Origin of the sequence: Mesorhizobium sp. SP-1A, from assembly GCF_032460275.1 — a bacterium.
Lineage (GTDB): Bacteria > Pseudomonadota > Alphaproteobacteria > Rhizobiales > Rhizobiaceae > Mesorhizobium.
Genome location: NZ_JAVXZD010000009.1, coordinates 35,891 through 50,828 on the forward strand (window position 1 = coordinate 35,891; position 14,938 = coordinate 50,828).

The 14,938-nt window shown below is 63.3% G+C and carries 16 protein-coding genes; 11 read left to right on the forward strand and 5 right to left on the reverse strand.

The window, feature by feature from the left end; all coding sequences use genetic code 11:
- Window positions 1-69: 69 nt before the first annotated feature.
- On the forward strand, window positions 70-450 hold the full coding sequence (locus QU595_RS26710) for a cytochrome c family protein (protein WP_315927715.1): 381 nt from the start codon (window positions 70-72) through the stop codon (window positions 448-450).
- Window positions 451-639: 189 nt separating this feature from the next.
- On the opposite strand, the gene QU595_RS26715 is transcribed toward QU595_RS26710, so the two are convergent.
- The 5 genes from QU595_RS26715 to QU595_RS26735 form a co-directional block, all read right to left on the reverse strand.
- A complete protein-coding gene (locus tag QU595_RS26715; protein WP_315927717.1) occupies window positions 640-1,125 on the reverse strand; it encodes an EF-hand domain-containing protein in 486 nt (161 codons plus the stop codon).
- A gap of 290 nt (window positions 1,126-1,415) precedes the next feature.
- Window positions 1,416-2,129 carry a helix-turn-helix domain-containing protein gene (locus QU595_RS26720; RefSeq protein WP_315927719.1) on the reverse strand — a complete coding sequence of 238 codons (714 nt, stop codon included), beginning with the start codon at window positions 2,127-2,129 and terminating at the stop codon, window positions 1,416-1,418.
- A 188-nt stretch (window positions 2,130-2,317) separates the two neighbouring features.
- The gene (locus QU595_RS26725; protein WP_315927721.1) at window positions 2,318-2,902 is read right to left on the reverse strand and encodes a DUF4337 domain-containing protein; all 585 of its coding nucleotides are present in this window, start codon (window positions 2,900-2,902) and stop codon (window positions 2,318-2,320) included.
- Window positions 2,903-3,106: 204 nt separating this feature from the next.
- Window positions 3,107-4,150, reverse strand: coding sequence for a LacI family DNA-binding transcriptional regulator (locus tag QU595_RS26730; protein WP_315927723.1), 1,044 nt, complete (start codon window positions 4,148-4,150; stop codon window positions 3,107-3,109).
- A 69-nt stretch (window positions 4,151-4,219) separates the two neighbouring features.
- On the reverse strand, window positions 4,220-5,248 hold the full coding sequence (locus QU595_RS26735) for an ester cyclase (protein ID WP_315927725.1): 1,029 nt from the start codon (window positions 5,246-5,248) through the stop codon (window positions 4,220-4,222).
- A 94-nt stretch (window positions 5,249-5,342) separates the two neighbouring features.
- Between QU595_RS26735 and QU595_RS26740 the strand changes: the two genes are divergently transcribed.
- The 10 genes from QU595_RS26740 to QU595_RS26785 all read left to right on the forward strand — a co-directional run bounded on the left by QU595_RS26740 (window position 5,343) and on the right by QU595_RS26785 (window position 14,907).
- Window positions 5,343-5,612, forward strand: a complete 270-nt coding sequence (locus QU595_RS26740) for a hypothetical protein (protein ID WP_315927727.1) — start codon at window positions 5,343-5,345, stop codon at window positions 5,610-5,612.
- Complete coding sequence (locus tag QU595_RS26745) at window positions 5,585-6,634, forward strand: ABC transporter ATP-binding protein (protein ID WP_315927729.1); 1,050 nt, start codon at window positions 5,585-5,587, stop codon at window positions 6,632-6,634. Before QU595_RS26740 ends, QU595_RS26745 begins: the two co-directional genes overlap by 28 nt.
- Before the next feature lie 54 nt (window positions 6,635-6,688).
- Window positions 6,689-7,903, forward strand: coding sequence for an extracellular solute-binding protein (locus tag QU595_RS26750; RefSeq protein WP_315927731.1), 1,215 nt, complete (start codon window positions 6,689-6,691; stop codon window positions 7,901-7,903).
- Window positions 7,904-8,052: 149 nt separating this feature from the next.
- Entirely contained in the window at window positions 8,053-9,081 is a 1,029-nt protein-coding gene (locus QU595_RS26755) for a sugar ABC transporter permease (protein ID WP_315927733.1), read from the forward strand.
- 9 nt (window positions 9,082-9,090) lie between these two features.
- On the forward strand, window positions 9,091-10,302 hold the full coding sequence (locus QU595_RS26760; RefSeq protein WP_315927735.1) for a carbohydrate ABC transporter permease: 1,212 nt from the start codon (window positions 9,091-9,093) through the stop codon (window positions 10,300-10,302).
- Between the two features lie 12 nt (window positions 10,303-10,314).
- A complete protein-coding gene (locus QU595_RS26765; RefSeq protein WP_315927737.1) occupies window positions 10,315-10,854 on the forward strand; it encodes an ester cyclase in 540 nt (179 codons plus the stop codon).
- 24 nt (window positions 10,855-10,878) lie between these two features.
- A complete protein-coding gene (hisD, locus tag QU595_RS26770) occupies window positions 10,879-12,186 on the forward strand; it encodes a histidinol dehydrogenase (protein WP_315927739.1) in 1,308 nt (435 codons plus the stop codon).
- Window positions 12,186-12,950: an SDR family NAD(P)-dependent oxidoreductase gene (locus QU595_RS26775; protein WP_315927908.1), complete on the forward strand. Its 765-nt coding sequence runs from the start codon at window positions 12,186-12,188 to the stop codon at window positions 12,948-12,950. The genes hisD and QU595_RS26775 overlap by 1 nt, the downstream gene beginning before the upstream one ends.
- A gap of 9 nt (window positions 12,951-12,959) precedes the next feature.
- Window positions 12,960-13,934 carry an ester cyclase gene (locus QU595_RS26780; protein ID WP_315927741.1) on the forward strand — a complete coding sequence of 325 codons (975 nt, stop codon included), beginning with the start codon at window positions 12,960-12,962 and terminating at the stop codon, window positions 13,932-13,934.
- Window positions 13,935-13,938: 4 nt separating this feature from the next.
- Entirely contained in the window at window positions 13,939-14,907 is a 969-nt protein-coding gene (locus tag QU595_RS26785) for a cupin domain-containing protein (RefSeq protein ID WP_315927743.1), read from the forward strand.
- The last annotated feature ends 31 nt before the right edge of the window (window positions 14,908-14,938 follow it).

A 14,938-nucleotide genomic window follows, 5' to 3' on the forward strand; every position in this document is an offset into this window, starting at 1 on the left:
AGAGGAACGGATCAAGCCGTGCCGCACATATCATCGTTAGGGCATCCTTGCGATGCTTGAGGAGAACCCATGCGCACAACCATGATACTATCTGCAATGTCCCTGTTGGGCCTGATCGCTGGCCAGGCACAGGCTCAGGACGCCGCAGCCGGTGAAAAGGTCTTCGTAAAATGCAAGGCCTGCCATTTCGCCGATCAGGACAAGAACAAGATCGGCCCCTCGCTGCACGGCGTGGTAGGCCGCACCGCCGGCACCCATCCTGGTTACAGCTATTCGCCCGCCATGGTCGCAGCCGGCAAAGGAGGGCTGGTCTGGACCGAAGAAGAACTGGCCAAATATCTGCACGATCCAAAGGCCACGATAAAAGGCAACAAAATGGCCTTCGTCGGGCTGAAGCAGGACGCCGACGTCGCCAATGTGATCGCCTATCTCAAGCAGGAATCGCAATAGCACAGGACGAGGAACGGCCTTCGCTTGCTCCGGAACAGACCGCGTTCCTTTAGTCAGTCGGGACCAGGCAAAGGTTATGAAGCATGGACTTTGGTTTTCGCTTCGAAACAGAGAAGGCGGCGGTTGGCTGCACGACAGGGCCTCTTGTCTGTAACGCACAGGCGGGATGCACGGGCCGTTGTCTCGTAATCATTCCTGCGGGCTCAACGCCGCGCGCAAAGCGACCAGCACGGAAAAGCCCCTGATGAATTCCTTCTTGGATAGAAGCTTGTCATTGTCGATGTCGGCTCTTTCAAAGTCGGCAATACTGGCCTTACGAAACTCGGTTTCATCCACCTGGCCGTCGTCATTCAGGTCCCACAGGCTGTGGAGTACCTTTAGTGCAGTCTGATAGGCAGTCTGCCGGTTATTTTCCGAAGCGAGATTCGAGAAACCGTAGTCCCACTGCAGCATCTCGTTTCGCGAGATTTTACCGTCACCATCGGCATCCATCGAGGCGAAGACCATCTGCTGGATTTCCAGCATCTGAGGCAGATCGATAAAGCCACGGCCGGTCGTATCAAATGTTTCGAATGTAAGTTCCGCCAGCCGGTGCCCTTCTGGAAGTCCTTTCGCAATTGCAAGGCCGGGTGTAAATGCAGAGACAGTCAACAACGCCAGAGAAAGTAATTTCATTAATTAGCTCCTTCGAATAAATTGCGATAGAGCATCGTAAGATCATCTGCCGACGCAGACAATTTATTTCAATCAATTATGGCTGCTGTGGCACAATTCTATTGTTGATTTCTGGTGCCCCATGCAGCGGCGGTACACGTGACCTGTGGTCCAGCGATGAGCTTGCAGAGCTTTCGTTGACACCCGTGTGCTCAGTACCTGAGCCGATATTGCATCTATCCATGATGTCGGGAAAATTTCCCGAACCTGCGACACCTGTTGCGACAAGCTCAGGTGGTGACATAAAAGGTTTAGGAATTACGCGACAGTTTCAGTTCCGCTATGTCAACGCCAAGCTGCTTTTTCAACGCGTTTGATCCCTTTGGCGTGACGATGATGGCCCGCGATGACCGGGAGCGGCGAAGCCAGCCCTTCGCGCACAAAGTGGCCATGAACCGAACGCCGAGAGGCCCGGCGAGATGATGGACGCGCTCCGTCCAGTCGAGGCATTGTCGCGCGAAGCCGCGACGGGTCGGCTTTAGGGAAGCGACGTTTACGCCGATGTTGCCGAACCATTCGGCTCCGGCTGCGGTTACGATGAACTGCTTGTCTGATGCCGATCGGATGTAATCGAGATTCTGCAAGGCCCGCGTCACCTCTACGCCCACCTGTCCGGCCAGATGATCATAACAGCGCCGGCAGAAACACAGCTGCCGATGCTGGGACGTGAGGGCTTCCGGTCTCGCCGTGGCTTCGGGCTGGATCGCGGCCAGATGCTCAAGGGTTTGAGCAACATGGCTGTCGGCGAGGCGGTAATAGCGATGCCGCCCCTCCGTTTCCACGGAGATCAAACCGCCTTCCAGCAACTTGGCGAGGTGGGAACTGGCGGTTTGCGGGGTGATTCCTGATGCACGGGCCAGGTCGCCGGCGGGTAAAGCGCGTCCGTCCAGCAAGGTTATAAGCATGGCCGCGCGGCTCTGGTCTGCAATCAGAAACGCCGTGGCGGAAATACTGGGGTTCGGCATGGCGGCCTCCAAATGATCGCGACGACTATAAGCCAAATTATAGTGCCCCATGTTTCGACACGCATCGAAACATCGGGCTCCGGACGCCGATACGCTCGCCGGCATGAAAACCAAAAGCTCTGTCAATATCGCAAGGTTTTGTGTCTCTCGCGAGGTCATGAGCGCCGAAGGCCGGCGATGGACGCGGCTCAGGAAGTGACCAGCGCCCAGAGGAATATGCAAGCGCCGATGACACCAAGAGCCGTCGACCCGACCCAGGCGAGGCGCTTCCGCGTCAACGCCGCCACGGCCCCGAGTGCGATCGCGACCTGCAGCAGCGCAACGGCATAGGCGAAGAAATGGTGGCGATGGATCAGGTGATCGGCTTCCGCGTTCTTCTCGTCGCGCCGCCGTTCGAACTCCTGAGCCTTCTTCTGCGATTCCTGCTGCTCGTCCCTGTAGCGCTTGAAGTTTTTTTCGATGTCCGGCAAAGCCGCTTTGCCGGCGCTCGACAGAAGGCCTTGCTGGCTTTCGAGAATGACGGCCTTGATGCCCTTGGCCTGATAATATGCCCACTGGTCGGACGCCTGCGTCTGCATCTGCGTCGCCTCGGTCTTGAGCGCGAGCGCCTCATTGACCGTACTGCCGGCCAGCAATGAGGCCACTGCCGCCAGCGCGGCGAACAGCGCCGTCGTCAGCGCGATCGTGCGCAGCAGCGCACCGCCTTCCCGCTCGACCTCCTCCTGGATCGCCTCATGCAATTTGTCGGTGTCGACTTCGATCTCTTCGGGCATGGCGCGCTCACAAAGTCACGCTCCAGCGTAGGCCAACTGCGGTTTTGCGCCAATCACAGAAAATAGAAGCGAGGCCGCTCTCCGCCATGCTTCTGGCGGGGACCTTGCCGCTTGCAGCAAGTTGGACACACCTTGCGTCGCGCGAAGGCGGCTAACCGACGGTCAGGGCGTGTTCCTGTCGGAAAACCGGTTCGGGAACATGCCCTAGCGGCGGCTTTGCGCGATGATGCTGTCGAGCACCGCGTTGTCGGGCAGCCGGGCGGACGTCCGTATCGAGATTTCCGCCGGAATGACGACGTTGGCCTTCCTCACCTCCTGCGTCTCGATCTGTTGCAGCAGGATATTGACCGTTTCGCCGATCATCCGGTCGGCGCGCTGCGCGACGCTGGTCAGTCTATAGCCGCCCCAGCCGGCTTCCGGAACGTCGTCGTAGCCCACGACCGATACGTCCTGCGGGATGCGAAGGCCGAGTTCGCCGCGAATGACGTCCATCGCCGAAAACGCCATATGGTCGTTCGCGACGAAGATGGCGTCGGGCCGATCCTTGCCTGCGAAAAGCCTGCGTGTCGCGTCGGCGGCACCGGCGAAGCTGTAGTCGCCGATTTCACGTCGCCACAAAGCGTGGCCGCTTTCCGCAAGCGCCTTCCGGAATCCCGCCTCGCGATCCCGGTTGGTGGAGGAGTCTTCGGCGCCCGCTATGAAGGCGATCCTTTCATGCCCGGCCGCCACGAGAAGCCGGCCGAGGAGCTGGCCGCCCTCCATATTGTCCGAGGTCACGCTGCTTGCGGGGGAAATCGGGACATAGCGGTTGAACAGCACCACCGGGATGCCGGTGTCGGCGCATTCGCGGGCGAGGCTCGACGACATCGTGGCCGACGCCATGACGATTCCTTCGACCTGGTACTGCAACATCTTCAGCACCATCTGGTCCTGGTTGCCCGGGTCGGTCATGAAAAGGAGGACCTGGAAATCGTTCTCCTGCAGGGCTCTCGTCAGCTTCTCGAGGACGATCGGATAGAATTGATTGTCCAGGTACGCCACGAGGACGGCGATAAGCCGCGACCGGCCGCTGATCATCGCGCGGGCCAGGGCGTTGGGACGGTAGCCCAATTCGCGCGCCGCCTTCAGGACACGCTCCTTGGTCTGCTTCGAGACGCTTGCGCCGGGCGTGAAGGTGCGGCTTACCGCCGACTGCGAGACCTGCGCCAGGCGCGCCACATCTTCGGACGTGACCGGATCCTTAGCCATCGGCTCGCGCCCTTCGCAGTCCGGCTCGCATGCTGCTGATCACGTTTCCCCCTCCCGGCAGGTGTTCGACTACCGGCCGCGCCGAAAGAACGACTGCATCCGGGCGAAGACGTCAATGTCCATCTGCAGAAGAAGATGAATGATGTCGAGCGGCACCCAGTTTTCCCGGATCAGGCCGCCGTCCGCGAGATAGAAGTCCATCACGCGCATGGCGACATCCCTGCCCGTAGGCGCCACGCCGAGGAAATTGCCCCCGAGATGCCGGGCGCGAACGCTCGGCCAGCCGCCTGTCGCCGAATATTTCCCGTCGCCGATGCGGGCATAGTGGTTGCCCCCTTCGCGGTTGGGAAAAGCAACGCGGAAAGGAAGCTGGTGATAGTCGACGAAGCCCTGGAGCGTGCGTGTGGTTCCGATGCCCGCGGGCCCGTACCACATCATCTTCGGGTGCCAGAACTCCTTCTGCGGCATGTCGAGGAGCCCCTCGCGCCCTTCCGCGCGCTCGTCGTCATAGGCGCCCAGCGTGGCCTGCATGTCGAGCGTGAGCTTCAGGCTCGCCGCCGACGTGGCGGCATCCTGTTCGGTCAGCAGGATGCCGTCTGCGCTGATGGGGCAGGGCCATTGCTCCTCGGTTCCGAGGCTGGGCGCCAGGGGCCAGAATCCCGCCTGCCGCATCACGTCCAGGATATCGACCAGCACGGTGCTCGAGCTTATCTTGCCATCGACGATCCGATGAAACTCCCCGTAGCGGATGTAGATCGGCCGCCCCGTTGCCGGGATCGACAGCCAGTCGTTGCGAAAGGTTCCGCAATAGTGGCCGACGGCGCCCACGAGGTCGGTTCCGTAGCAGCTGCCGCCCATGAAGATGGTGTCGCGGCGCTCCAGGTCGGGAAAGGCGGCGTGCAGCGGCCGCCAGACCTTCTGTTCCATCTCCTCCAGGCCGGTCATCTCGTTGAGGGGGTGAGAGCCGCGCCAATGCGCATTCGGGTGATAGGCCTCCGCCAGGCGCGCTCCGATCGTGGAGGAATTCGCCTCGGCTATGCGCGCCAGCGCGGCGAACGCGAACTTCTTGTTTTGAAGGGTGATGCTCTCAAGGCTCATGGGTCGACGCCGGATCCGATCGCGATTTTCGCATTTATTGCATACGTAGTCACAAAGTCAATCGCGCGGACCGATCCGAAGCCAACGATCGGCGATGCCGCTGCAATTTCGGCGGAAGCGCCCGGTGACGGATATTCCAGATATCTCTTTGATTCAAAATGCCAAACGGAAAAACGTGAAGCGCGCTCCCGCCGCAGGTCGATCATCCATTGCTAAAATTCAGCAGGAAAGGCCGTCAGGGCACTTGCATACGTATTCAAAATTTGCCACTGATTATCCGCGGATCGCGATTTCGATCGCGTCGTCCTGGCTGTTTCGGACCAGCAAGAGGCTTGCATGGCATCAGTATCGTTATGCGGCGTGACCAAGCGCTGGGGAGCCTTCACCGGCGTGCAGGAAGTTTCGCTGGATATTCCGGACCGGGAGTTCACGGTGTTTCTGGGCCCGTCGGGTTGCGGCAAGACGACCACGATGCGCATGATCGCCGGGCTGGAGGACCCGACTTCGGGCAAGATCATGATCGGCGACCGTGTGGTCAACGACCTGGAGCCCAAGGACCGGGATGTGGCCATGGTCTTCCAGAGCTACGGACTCTATCCCAACCTCACCGTTTTCGAGAACATCCGCTTTCCCCTGAAGGTGCGCAAGATCGATCCGGCCAACCAGGAGGCCCGGGTGCGGCGTGCCGCCGACATGGTCGAGCTCGGGCCGCTGCTCGGCCGGCGTCCGCGTGAACTGTCGGGCGGGCAGAGGCAGCGCGTGGCGCTTGCCCGGGCCATCGTGCGGCGGCCGGCGGTGTTCCTCATGGACGAGCCGCTTTCCAACCTCGATGCCAAGCTGCGCGTTTCGACCCGCGCGCAGCTCAAGAACCTGCATCACGAATTGCAGGTCACGACGATCTACGTCACGCACGACCAGATCGAGGCGATGACGCTGGCCGACCGGGTGGTGGTGATGAACAAGGGCGTCTTCCAGCAGGTCGGCACGCCCATGGAAATCTACGACAGGCCGGCCAACACCTTCGTCGCCGGCTTCATCGGCTCGCCCGCGATGAATCTGATCGACGGCGAACTGAACGGCGGCGTCTTCAATGCCGGGGATGTCCGCATCGACGGCCTGCGCGACGACTTCAGCGGGCCGGTGACGCTCGGTTTCCGGGCCGAGGATGCCGCCGTCGGCGACATCCAGGCCGCCCAGGTCCGCGCGCCGATCTACAGCGTCGAACTGCTCGGCGAAGCCACAATGGTCACGGTGAGGACGGGAGGCGCCTCGCTCGCGGTCAAAGCGTCGAAGGAATTCAGGGCCGAGATCGGCGATCCGGTCGGCTTCGTCGTGCGGCCGGAGATCTGCCATTTGTTCGCCCGGTCGACCGGGGTGCGTCTCTAGAGCGAGGCGATTCTTCACGCCGTCGGGACGGCGCGACATCACAGGGAGGTAGAAATGATCACGAAAATCGGATTGGCGGTGGCGCTTGCGCTTTCGGTTCCTGCGGGCGCCCACGCGGCCTGCAGCTACAAGAACACGGTTCCGCTGAAATCGCTCAGCGCGGGTTTCGAAGCCTGGAAAGCCGTGACGGGCGCCATGTCGGAATGCGGCAACTTCCAGCCCGAACTGGACCAGGATTTCGGGCAGAAGGAGCAGGCCGCGATGGCGGCCAAGCCCGCCCTCTACCAGATCGCCGGCGTTGCCACCGAGACCATCGTGCCGCTGCTGCAGGACGGAACCATTCGTCCGCTCGACGGGCTCATCGCCAAATACGGGCAGAACCTGCAGCCGAACCAGCTGATCAGGATCGACGGCAAGACGATGGCCATAGCGATGATGGTCAATACGCAGCATCTCGTCTATCGCAAGGACATCCTCGACGAACTCGCGATACAGCCTCCCAAGACCTATGACGAGATGCTTGCGGCGGCGAAGAAGATCAAGGACTCGGGGAAAATGCAGTACCCGATCGGCGGCACCTTCAAGACGGGCTGGAACCTCGGCGAAGAATTCGTCAACATGTATCTCGGCTTCGGCGGCAAGTTCTTCGGCGACGACAACGCCGCGACCGTGAACAACGAAGCCGGTGTCAAGACGCTGGAGATGCTGAAGGCGCTCAGCGGATACATGGATCCCGAATTCCTCGTCGCCGACTCCACCGTCGTCCAGCAGCAGTTCCAGCAAGGCAAGATCGCGATGGCCAATTTCTGGGCTTCGCGCGCCGGATCGCTGGAGAACCCCGCCGAATCCAAGGTGGTCGGCAAGATCGCCGTCGGCCCGGCGCCGGCCGCCGTGCCGGGCGGAAAGCCCGCCACGACGATCTGGTGGGACGGCATGACCATCGCCGCGAACATCAGCGACGAGCAGGCGGACGCGGCATTCCGGCTGGCCATGGAAGGCCTGAAGGAAGATATGGTGAAGGCAAACAACGACGCGGCCGTGTGGCTGGTGAAGGGCTACAAGCCCAACGATCTGGCGCAGGGCGCGTTCGAGACCGCCAAGGCGGGCGCCCCGGCCTATCCCGCGACCACGGCCATGGGCCTCCTGCACAGCGCGTTCGGCGACCATGCCGGCGATTTCCTGACCGGCAAGAAAACCGCGCAGGAGACGCTCGCCGACATCGAGGCCCAGTACACGACGGCCGCCAAGGAGCAGGGCCTGATCAAGTAGTTCCCTCGGCATGGTCCCGGGGCCGACGCCTTCGGGACCATGGTCCGGACAAGCCACGCAGGCGTGACCTCGGATCAGCCCGCGCCCGACAAACCGTCTCCCCTGGTTGCGGGGGGACATTCGAGTAACTCCAGCAAGGGAGCCTGCCGATGAAACCTCGCGTGTTCTTCGCCTTCGTGGCGCCTTCGCTGGCGCTGATGATCCTGTTCATCGCCGTGCCGCTGGTCGCCGTCTTCGTGCAAAGCTTCCAGATCACGCAGCAGGTCTACAAGCAGGTCACCGTCGAAACCTGCACGCCGGGATTCGTCACGCAGAACTGCGTCCAGGAAACCAAGAGCCAGGCGGTTCTGGACGAGAACGGCAAACCCCTCGTGGAGACCCGCTTCGTCGGCTTCGCCAACTATCTGGAACTCCTGAAGCCGAATGCGGTGATGAAGGCGTTCGCTCCGGGCGGGGGCGGGTTTGCAGCGCTTCTCAACATCGACTTCTACAAGGCGTTGCGGTTCACATTGACCTTCACCTTCGTCACGCTGCCGCTGGTGCTGGGGCTGGGCCTGCTGGTGGCGCTGGCGGTGGAAAACACGCTGCGCTCGCTGCGCGGGCCGCTCATCTTCGTCACCCTGCTGCCGTTCATCATTACGCCCGTGATCGGCGCGCTTTCCATCCGCTGGCTGTTCGTCGGCGACGGCATCATGACCGCGGCGCTGCAGCACCTGCTCGGGCACAAGGTTTCGGTTTTCTCGAACGGCTGGGCGATCGAAGCCCTGATGATCTTCTATCGGGTCTGGTCGGTGACGCCCTTCGCCTTCGTCATCTTCTACGCGGGGCTGCAGACGGTGGACAACGACACGATGGAATCCGCCATCATCGACGGGGCCACGCGCCTGGAGCGCCTGCGCTATGTCATCATACCGCATCTGATGCCGCTGATCGTGTTCGTGGCCCTGATCCACCTCATGGACTCCTATCGTGTGTTCGAGGAGGTGATCGGCTTCTCCAGCCAGTCCTACCGCATCTCGCTGCAATGGCTGACCTATGACTTCCTGATCCCGGACAATACCGGCAACCGGTCGATACCGCGCGCCTCCGCCTCTTCGATGCTGACGATGATCGGCATCGTGATCCTGCTTGTCCCATTGTTGCGCCGGGCCTGGCGCGACCACAAGCGCAGCTGCTAGGAGCGCGACATGGTTCAGACGAAGGCGCTCGCGCATCCGCTCGGACTGAAGATCGTCACCGGAGGGTTCATCGGCTTCTGGTCGCTGTTGGCGGCGTTCCCGCTGGCCTGGATCGTCCTGATGTCGGTCAAGCTGCCGCTGGATGCCTTTGCCGACGATCCCCTTCAAGTCGTCGTCGGATATGGTACGCTGGCGGAGCGCGGCGGCATTTCGATAGCGGGCATCGCGATCTTCCTGGCGGCAGGCTGGGCGGTGTGGCTGCTGGTCACCCGGCGGGCGCGAAAGCTGGTGCGGGCGATCGCTCCCGGTTCGCTGGCGCCGCTCGGCTGGCTTGCGGTGTCGGTCCTGTGCGTGGCCGGATGCGCCGTGGCCTTCTGGTGGCTGGTGCCCGCGCTGGTTCGGGCAGTGGAGGCGGCATTGTCCGCGATCCCGGGCCTGCGCCTTCTCTCGAAGCCGATCCTGGGGCTCACGACGGAACACTACCGTGCCGTCTGGTTCGGCTACGGCTTCTACCGCAATTTCATCAACTCGCTCGTCATCACCTTCGGGACGGTCGCCATCTCGCTGACCGTCGGCACGCTGGCGGGTTACGGCCTGGCGCGCGCCAACAGCAGCCTGGCGTTCTGGCTGCTGATCGCGGCACTGATCTTCCGGGCGCTGCCGCACTCCGTTCTGGTCACGGGATATCTGCCGGCGTTCATCAATTCGCGCGCGCTGCTGATGCCGCTGTGGAACGCGCCGCTCCTGGGTCCGGTCCTGCATCTCTTTTCCGATGCGCCGCCCACGCTCTACGGCCAGCCGCTGGCGGTCATCATGGTGCTGGTGTCGATCAACCAGCCGTTCACGATCTGGATGCTGCGCTCGTTCTTCCAGAACATTCCCCAGGAACTCGACGAGGCCGCCCGGGTCGACGGATGCTCGCACTTCGGCGCCTTCTGGCGCGTCATCATGCCGGTGATGTGGCCGGGCGTGATCACCACCGGGCTGTTCTCGTTCCTGCTCGCCTACAACGACTACCTGGTCTGCTCGCTGTTGCTGGACGCGCAGTCGCAGACGATGGTGCCGGCCATCACCGGCTTCTTCAACCGCGAAACCACCACCACCGACCAGGTCCAGGCGGTGGCGGCGGCCGTGTCGATCACGGCGCCGCTGTTCCTCCTGGTCATGGTCTTCCAGAAGCAACTCGTGTCCGGCCTGACCGCCGGCGCGGTCAAGGGATAACGGAGAACGAACATGAAAGGCTCACGTCCGGAGCAGGCAGTGCTTACCAAGAACAACGACCGTTCGAAGACCGAGGCGACCCGCCGCGTCGTGGAAACGATGGTCGACGGCCTCAACGATCACGTCATCGACGGCATCGGCACCTTCTTCGCCCAGAACTTCCGCTGGATGGGCAATGCGGGCTGCGGCACCAAGAACGGCCTGAAGGAATTCCAGGACAATTGGCAGCGTCCGTTCCAGGCGGCTTTCTCCGACAAGGTCTGCATCGACGAGGCGAGGCTGGCCGAAGGCGAGTGGATGGCGGCGTTCGGCCGTCAGGAGGCGACGCATTCGGGCGAGTTCATGGGCATCGCCCCGACCGGAAAGCGCGTCGAAATCCGCTACATGGATTTCTGGAAGGTGGTCGACGGCAAGATCGTCGACAACTGGGTGATGGTCGATTTCCCGCATGTGATGCGCCAGCTCGGCGTCGATCCGTTCAACGGCCACGGCTGGGAAGAGTACGATGCCGGCCGCAAGGTTCCTCCGCGTCCCGACAACAAGGCCGCCTGACGGGAAGGAACGCAGGAAACGCTCATGATACGCCATCTCAAGACTGCCATAAGCGCCGAGGCCCGCGCCGAGGACGACGCCCGGGTCCGGGCGACGGTGGAAGCCATCCTCGCCGACATCGAAAAGCGCGGCGACGCGGCCGTGCGCGAACTTTCCGAAAAGTTCGACAAGTTCAGCCCGGCCTCGTTCCGGCTGAGCGAACGGGAAATCGAGGCGGCGCTGGCCAAGGTCGCGAAACGCGATCTCGACGACATCAGGTTCGCGCAGGCGCAGGTCCGCAATTTCGCCGAGGCCCAGAAAGCTTCCATGCGCGACATCGAGGTCGAAACGCTGCCGGGCGTCGTCCTCGGCCATCGCAACATCCCCGTCAATTCGGTCGGATGCTACGTGCCGGGCGGTAAATACCCGATGGTCGCGTCGGCCCACATGAGCGTGGTGACGGCCAAGGTGGCCGGGGTCAAGCGCGTCGTCGCATCGGCGCCGCCGCAGGACGGCGCGCCGCACCCCGCGATCGTCGCCGCCATGCATCTGGGCGGCGCCGACGAGATCTACTGCCTCGGCGGCATCCAGGCGGTCGGCGCCATGGCGCTCGGCACCGAAACGATCGCGGCGGTGGACATGCTGGTCGGTCCCGGCAACGCCTTCGTGGCGGAGGCCAAGCGCCAGCTGTTCGGCCGCGTCGGCATCGACCTGTTCGCGGGTCCCACCGAGACCATGGTTATCGCCGACGAGACCATCGACGCGGAGATCTGCGCGACCGACCTGCTCGGTCAGGCGGAGCATGGGGCGAACTCCCCCGCCGTGCTGCTGACCAATTCGGAAAGCCTGGCGCTCGCGACCATGGCCGAGATCGAGCGCCTGCTGAAAATCCTGCCAACGGGCGCGACGGCGCGCAAGTCCTGGGAAGACTACGGCGAGGTTATCGTCTGCGACACCTATGAAGAGATGCTGGAGCAGGCGGACTTCATCGCCTCCGAGCACGTTCAGGTGATGACCGACCGCGACGACTGGTTCCTCGAGAACATGACCAGCTACGGCGCGCTCTTCCTGGGAGCACGCACGAACGTCGCCTATGGCGACAAGGTGATCGGCACCAATCACACGCTGCCGACGAAGAAGGCGGGCCGCTATACCGGTGGCCTGTGGGTCGGAAAGTTCCTCAAGACCCACAGCTACCAGAAAGTGCTGACCGACGAGGCTTCCGCTCTCGTCGGCGCATATTGTTCGCGCCTGTGCATGCTTGAAGGCTTTGTCGGGCACGCCGAGCAGGCGAACGTGCGGGTCAGGCGGTACGGTCACCGCGACATCCCCTATGCGGAGGCCGCGGAATGATGCCGCTGCCGCGCACGCCCTCCATGCGCCTCGACGGACGCCGGGCCCTGGTGACCGGGGCCTCGCGCGGCATCGGACTGGGTTGCGCGGCCGCCCTTGCCGAAGCGGGCGCACATGTTGTGTGCGCCGCGCGGGGAAGGGAGGCGCTGGAGGAGGCGGCCGGGGCGATCGTTGCCGCCGGCCTGTCCGCCGAGCCGTTGGTGCTCGACGTGGACGACGTCGCCGCGGCCGGCGCCGCCATCCAGAGTGCCGGTCCCTTCGACGTCTTCGTCTCCAACGCGGGAGCGGCCCGCCATGCGCCGCTTGCCGAAACCACCGCGGCGGATTTCGACGCCGTCGTCAGCGTCAATCTGCGCGGCGCCTATTTCGCCACCCAGGCCGTTGCGCGGGGCATGATCGCGGCGGGGAAGGGCGGATCGATCATCGGCATCTCGTCGCAGATGGGGCATGTCGGAGGGATCGACCGCACGGTCTACGCCGCCACGAAGCACGCCATCGAAGGCATGACCAAGTCGGCTGCCATCGAGCTCGCGCCACATCGCATAAGGATCAACACCGTCTGCCCCACCTTCGTGCGCACGCCGCTCACCGAACAGACCTTCGCCAATCCGGAGCGTGCGGCCTGGGTCGCTTCCAAGATCAAGCTCGGCCGGCTGGCCGAGATCGAGGACATCATGGGCGCGGTGGTTTTCCTGGCCGGGGACGCGGCGGCGATGATTACCGGAACTTCACTTCTGATCGACGGCGGATGGACCGCCGGATGAGGTACTGACATGGCTCTCAAAGGATTCGATCCCAAGTTCAGGGATTTGCCCGACTACATCATCGGGATCACGAAGGAGATCTGGGAAGACCGCCGAATCTCCACGCTGCACCGCTACTATGCGGAGACGATGCCCGTGCGCTCGCCCGCGTCGCTGGTCATCGGCAACAAGAACGTCATCGCCGCGACCATGGCGACGCTCGCGGAATTCCCCGACCGGACGCTTCTGGGCGAGGACGTGATCTGGTGCGGGGATGAAGATCAGGGTTTCCTGTCGTCCCACCGGCTGCTCTCGACCGCGACCCACTCCCGGCCCGGCATGTACGGGGAAGCTACGGGAAGGAAGCTGACCTACCGCATCCTTGCCGATTGCGCGGTGCGCGAGAACCAGATCTACGACGAATGGCTGGTTCGCGACCAGGGTGCGATCGTTCGCCAGATGGGGTGGGACCCGAAGGCGTTCGCGGCTGATCTCATCGAGCGAGAAGGCGGCCCGGAAAAATGCGTGAAGCCCTTCACGCCGGAAATGGACGTGAGCGGCGGCTATGCCGGCACGGGCAACGATCATCCCACAGGCCAGCGCTATGCCGACATACTGAGCCGTATCATGGGCGCCGACATGGCGGTCATCAACGAGGAATATGATCGCGCCGTGCAGTTGGAGCTGCCGGGCGGGGTGACCGGTCACGGCTTCGGCGATGCGGACCAGTTCTGGATGGGCCTGAGGGCCGCTCTGCCCAACGCGAAATTCGAAATCCATCACCGGATCGGCCGCGACGATCCGGAATTCTCCCCGCGTGCCGCGCTGCGCTGGTCGTTGACGGGCAAGCACGAAGGCTGGGGGGCCTTTGGCACCCCTACGGGAGCCGATGTCCACGTGATGGGCATCAGCCACGCGGAGTTCGGCCCCTGGGGGCTCCGGCGCGAATACGTGCTCTTCGACGAGACCGCGATCTGGAAGCAAATTCTTCTCAAGACAGGATGATCACATGACACCCGCAGACATGGAAAAGCGCATCGTGCGCTATGGCGATCTTGTGCCGTGCAAGACCGCCTTCATCGATGCCCACACGCCAGGCTCCGACCAGAAGGAGAATTTCACCATCATCGGCGGCGGCGTGTCGGAAAGCGCCGACCAGCATGTCCACATCAGGGACACGCCGGGGTTCAACATCGGCGCGGCCGGACAGCCGCCGAAGTGCCGCAACTCGCTGCATTCGCACCGCACGGCGGAAGTGTTCTACGTGCACAAGGGCCGCTGGCGCTTCTTCTGGGGTCGCAACGGCACGGCCGGGGAGGTGATCCTCGAAGAGGGCGACATCTTCGACATTCCGACGGGCATTTTCCGCGGCTTCGAGAACATCGGCACGGACTACGGGATCATCATGGCGATCCTCGGCGGCGATGACGCGGGCGGCGGTGTGATCTGGGCGCCGCAGGTCATCGAGGACGCGCGCGCTCACGGCCTGGTGCTGTCCGAGACCGGCAGGCTCTACGACAGCAAGAAGGGCGAGCACCTGCCGGCGGGCGTGAAGCCGATGCCGTTGCTGACCGGAGAGGAGCTGGAGCGCTTCCCCGAAACGCCCGTCGACAAGGTGGTTCCCGCCTATGTCGGACGCTATCTCGACATGGTGTCGCTGTCGAAATCCGCCCCGGCACGCGTGATCGGAGCGTCCCCCGAGGCCATGATCCGCGACAGGACCGGGTTCGAGGTCGAATTCCTGAGCGCCCGCTCGCTCGGGCCGGGCCGCTATTCGACGGACCGGCACGAGGTGCTGCTCGTGCATCGCGGCCACTGGCGGCTGGAGTGGCAGGCCGGTTCGGTCACGCTCGCACCGGGCGACACCTGCGCGGTCCCGCCAGGGCTGGAGCGCTCGCTTGCGCCGTCCATGTCCGGGGAAGCGGCCCTGTTCCGCGTCCGCAACACCGACGACCAGGCGGGCCCGACGCGGCAGTGAAGCTCGGCAGTGAAGCTCGGCGGCGCCATCG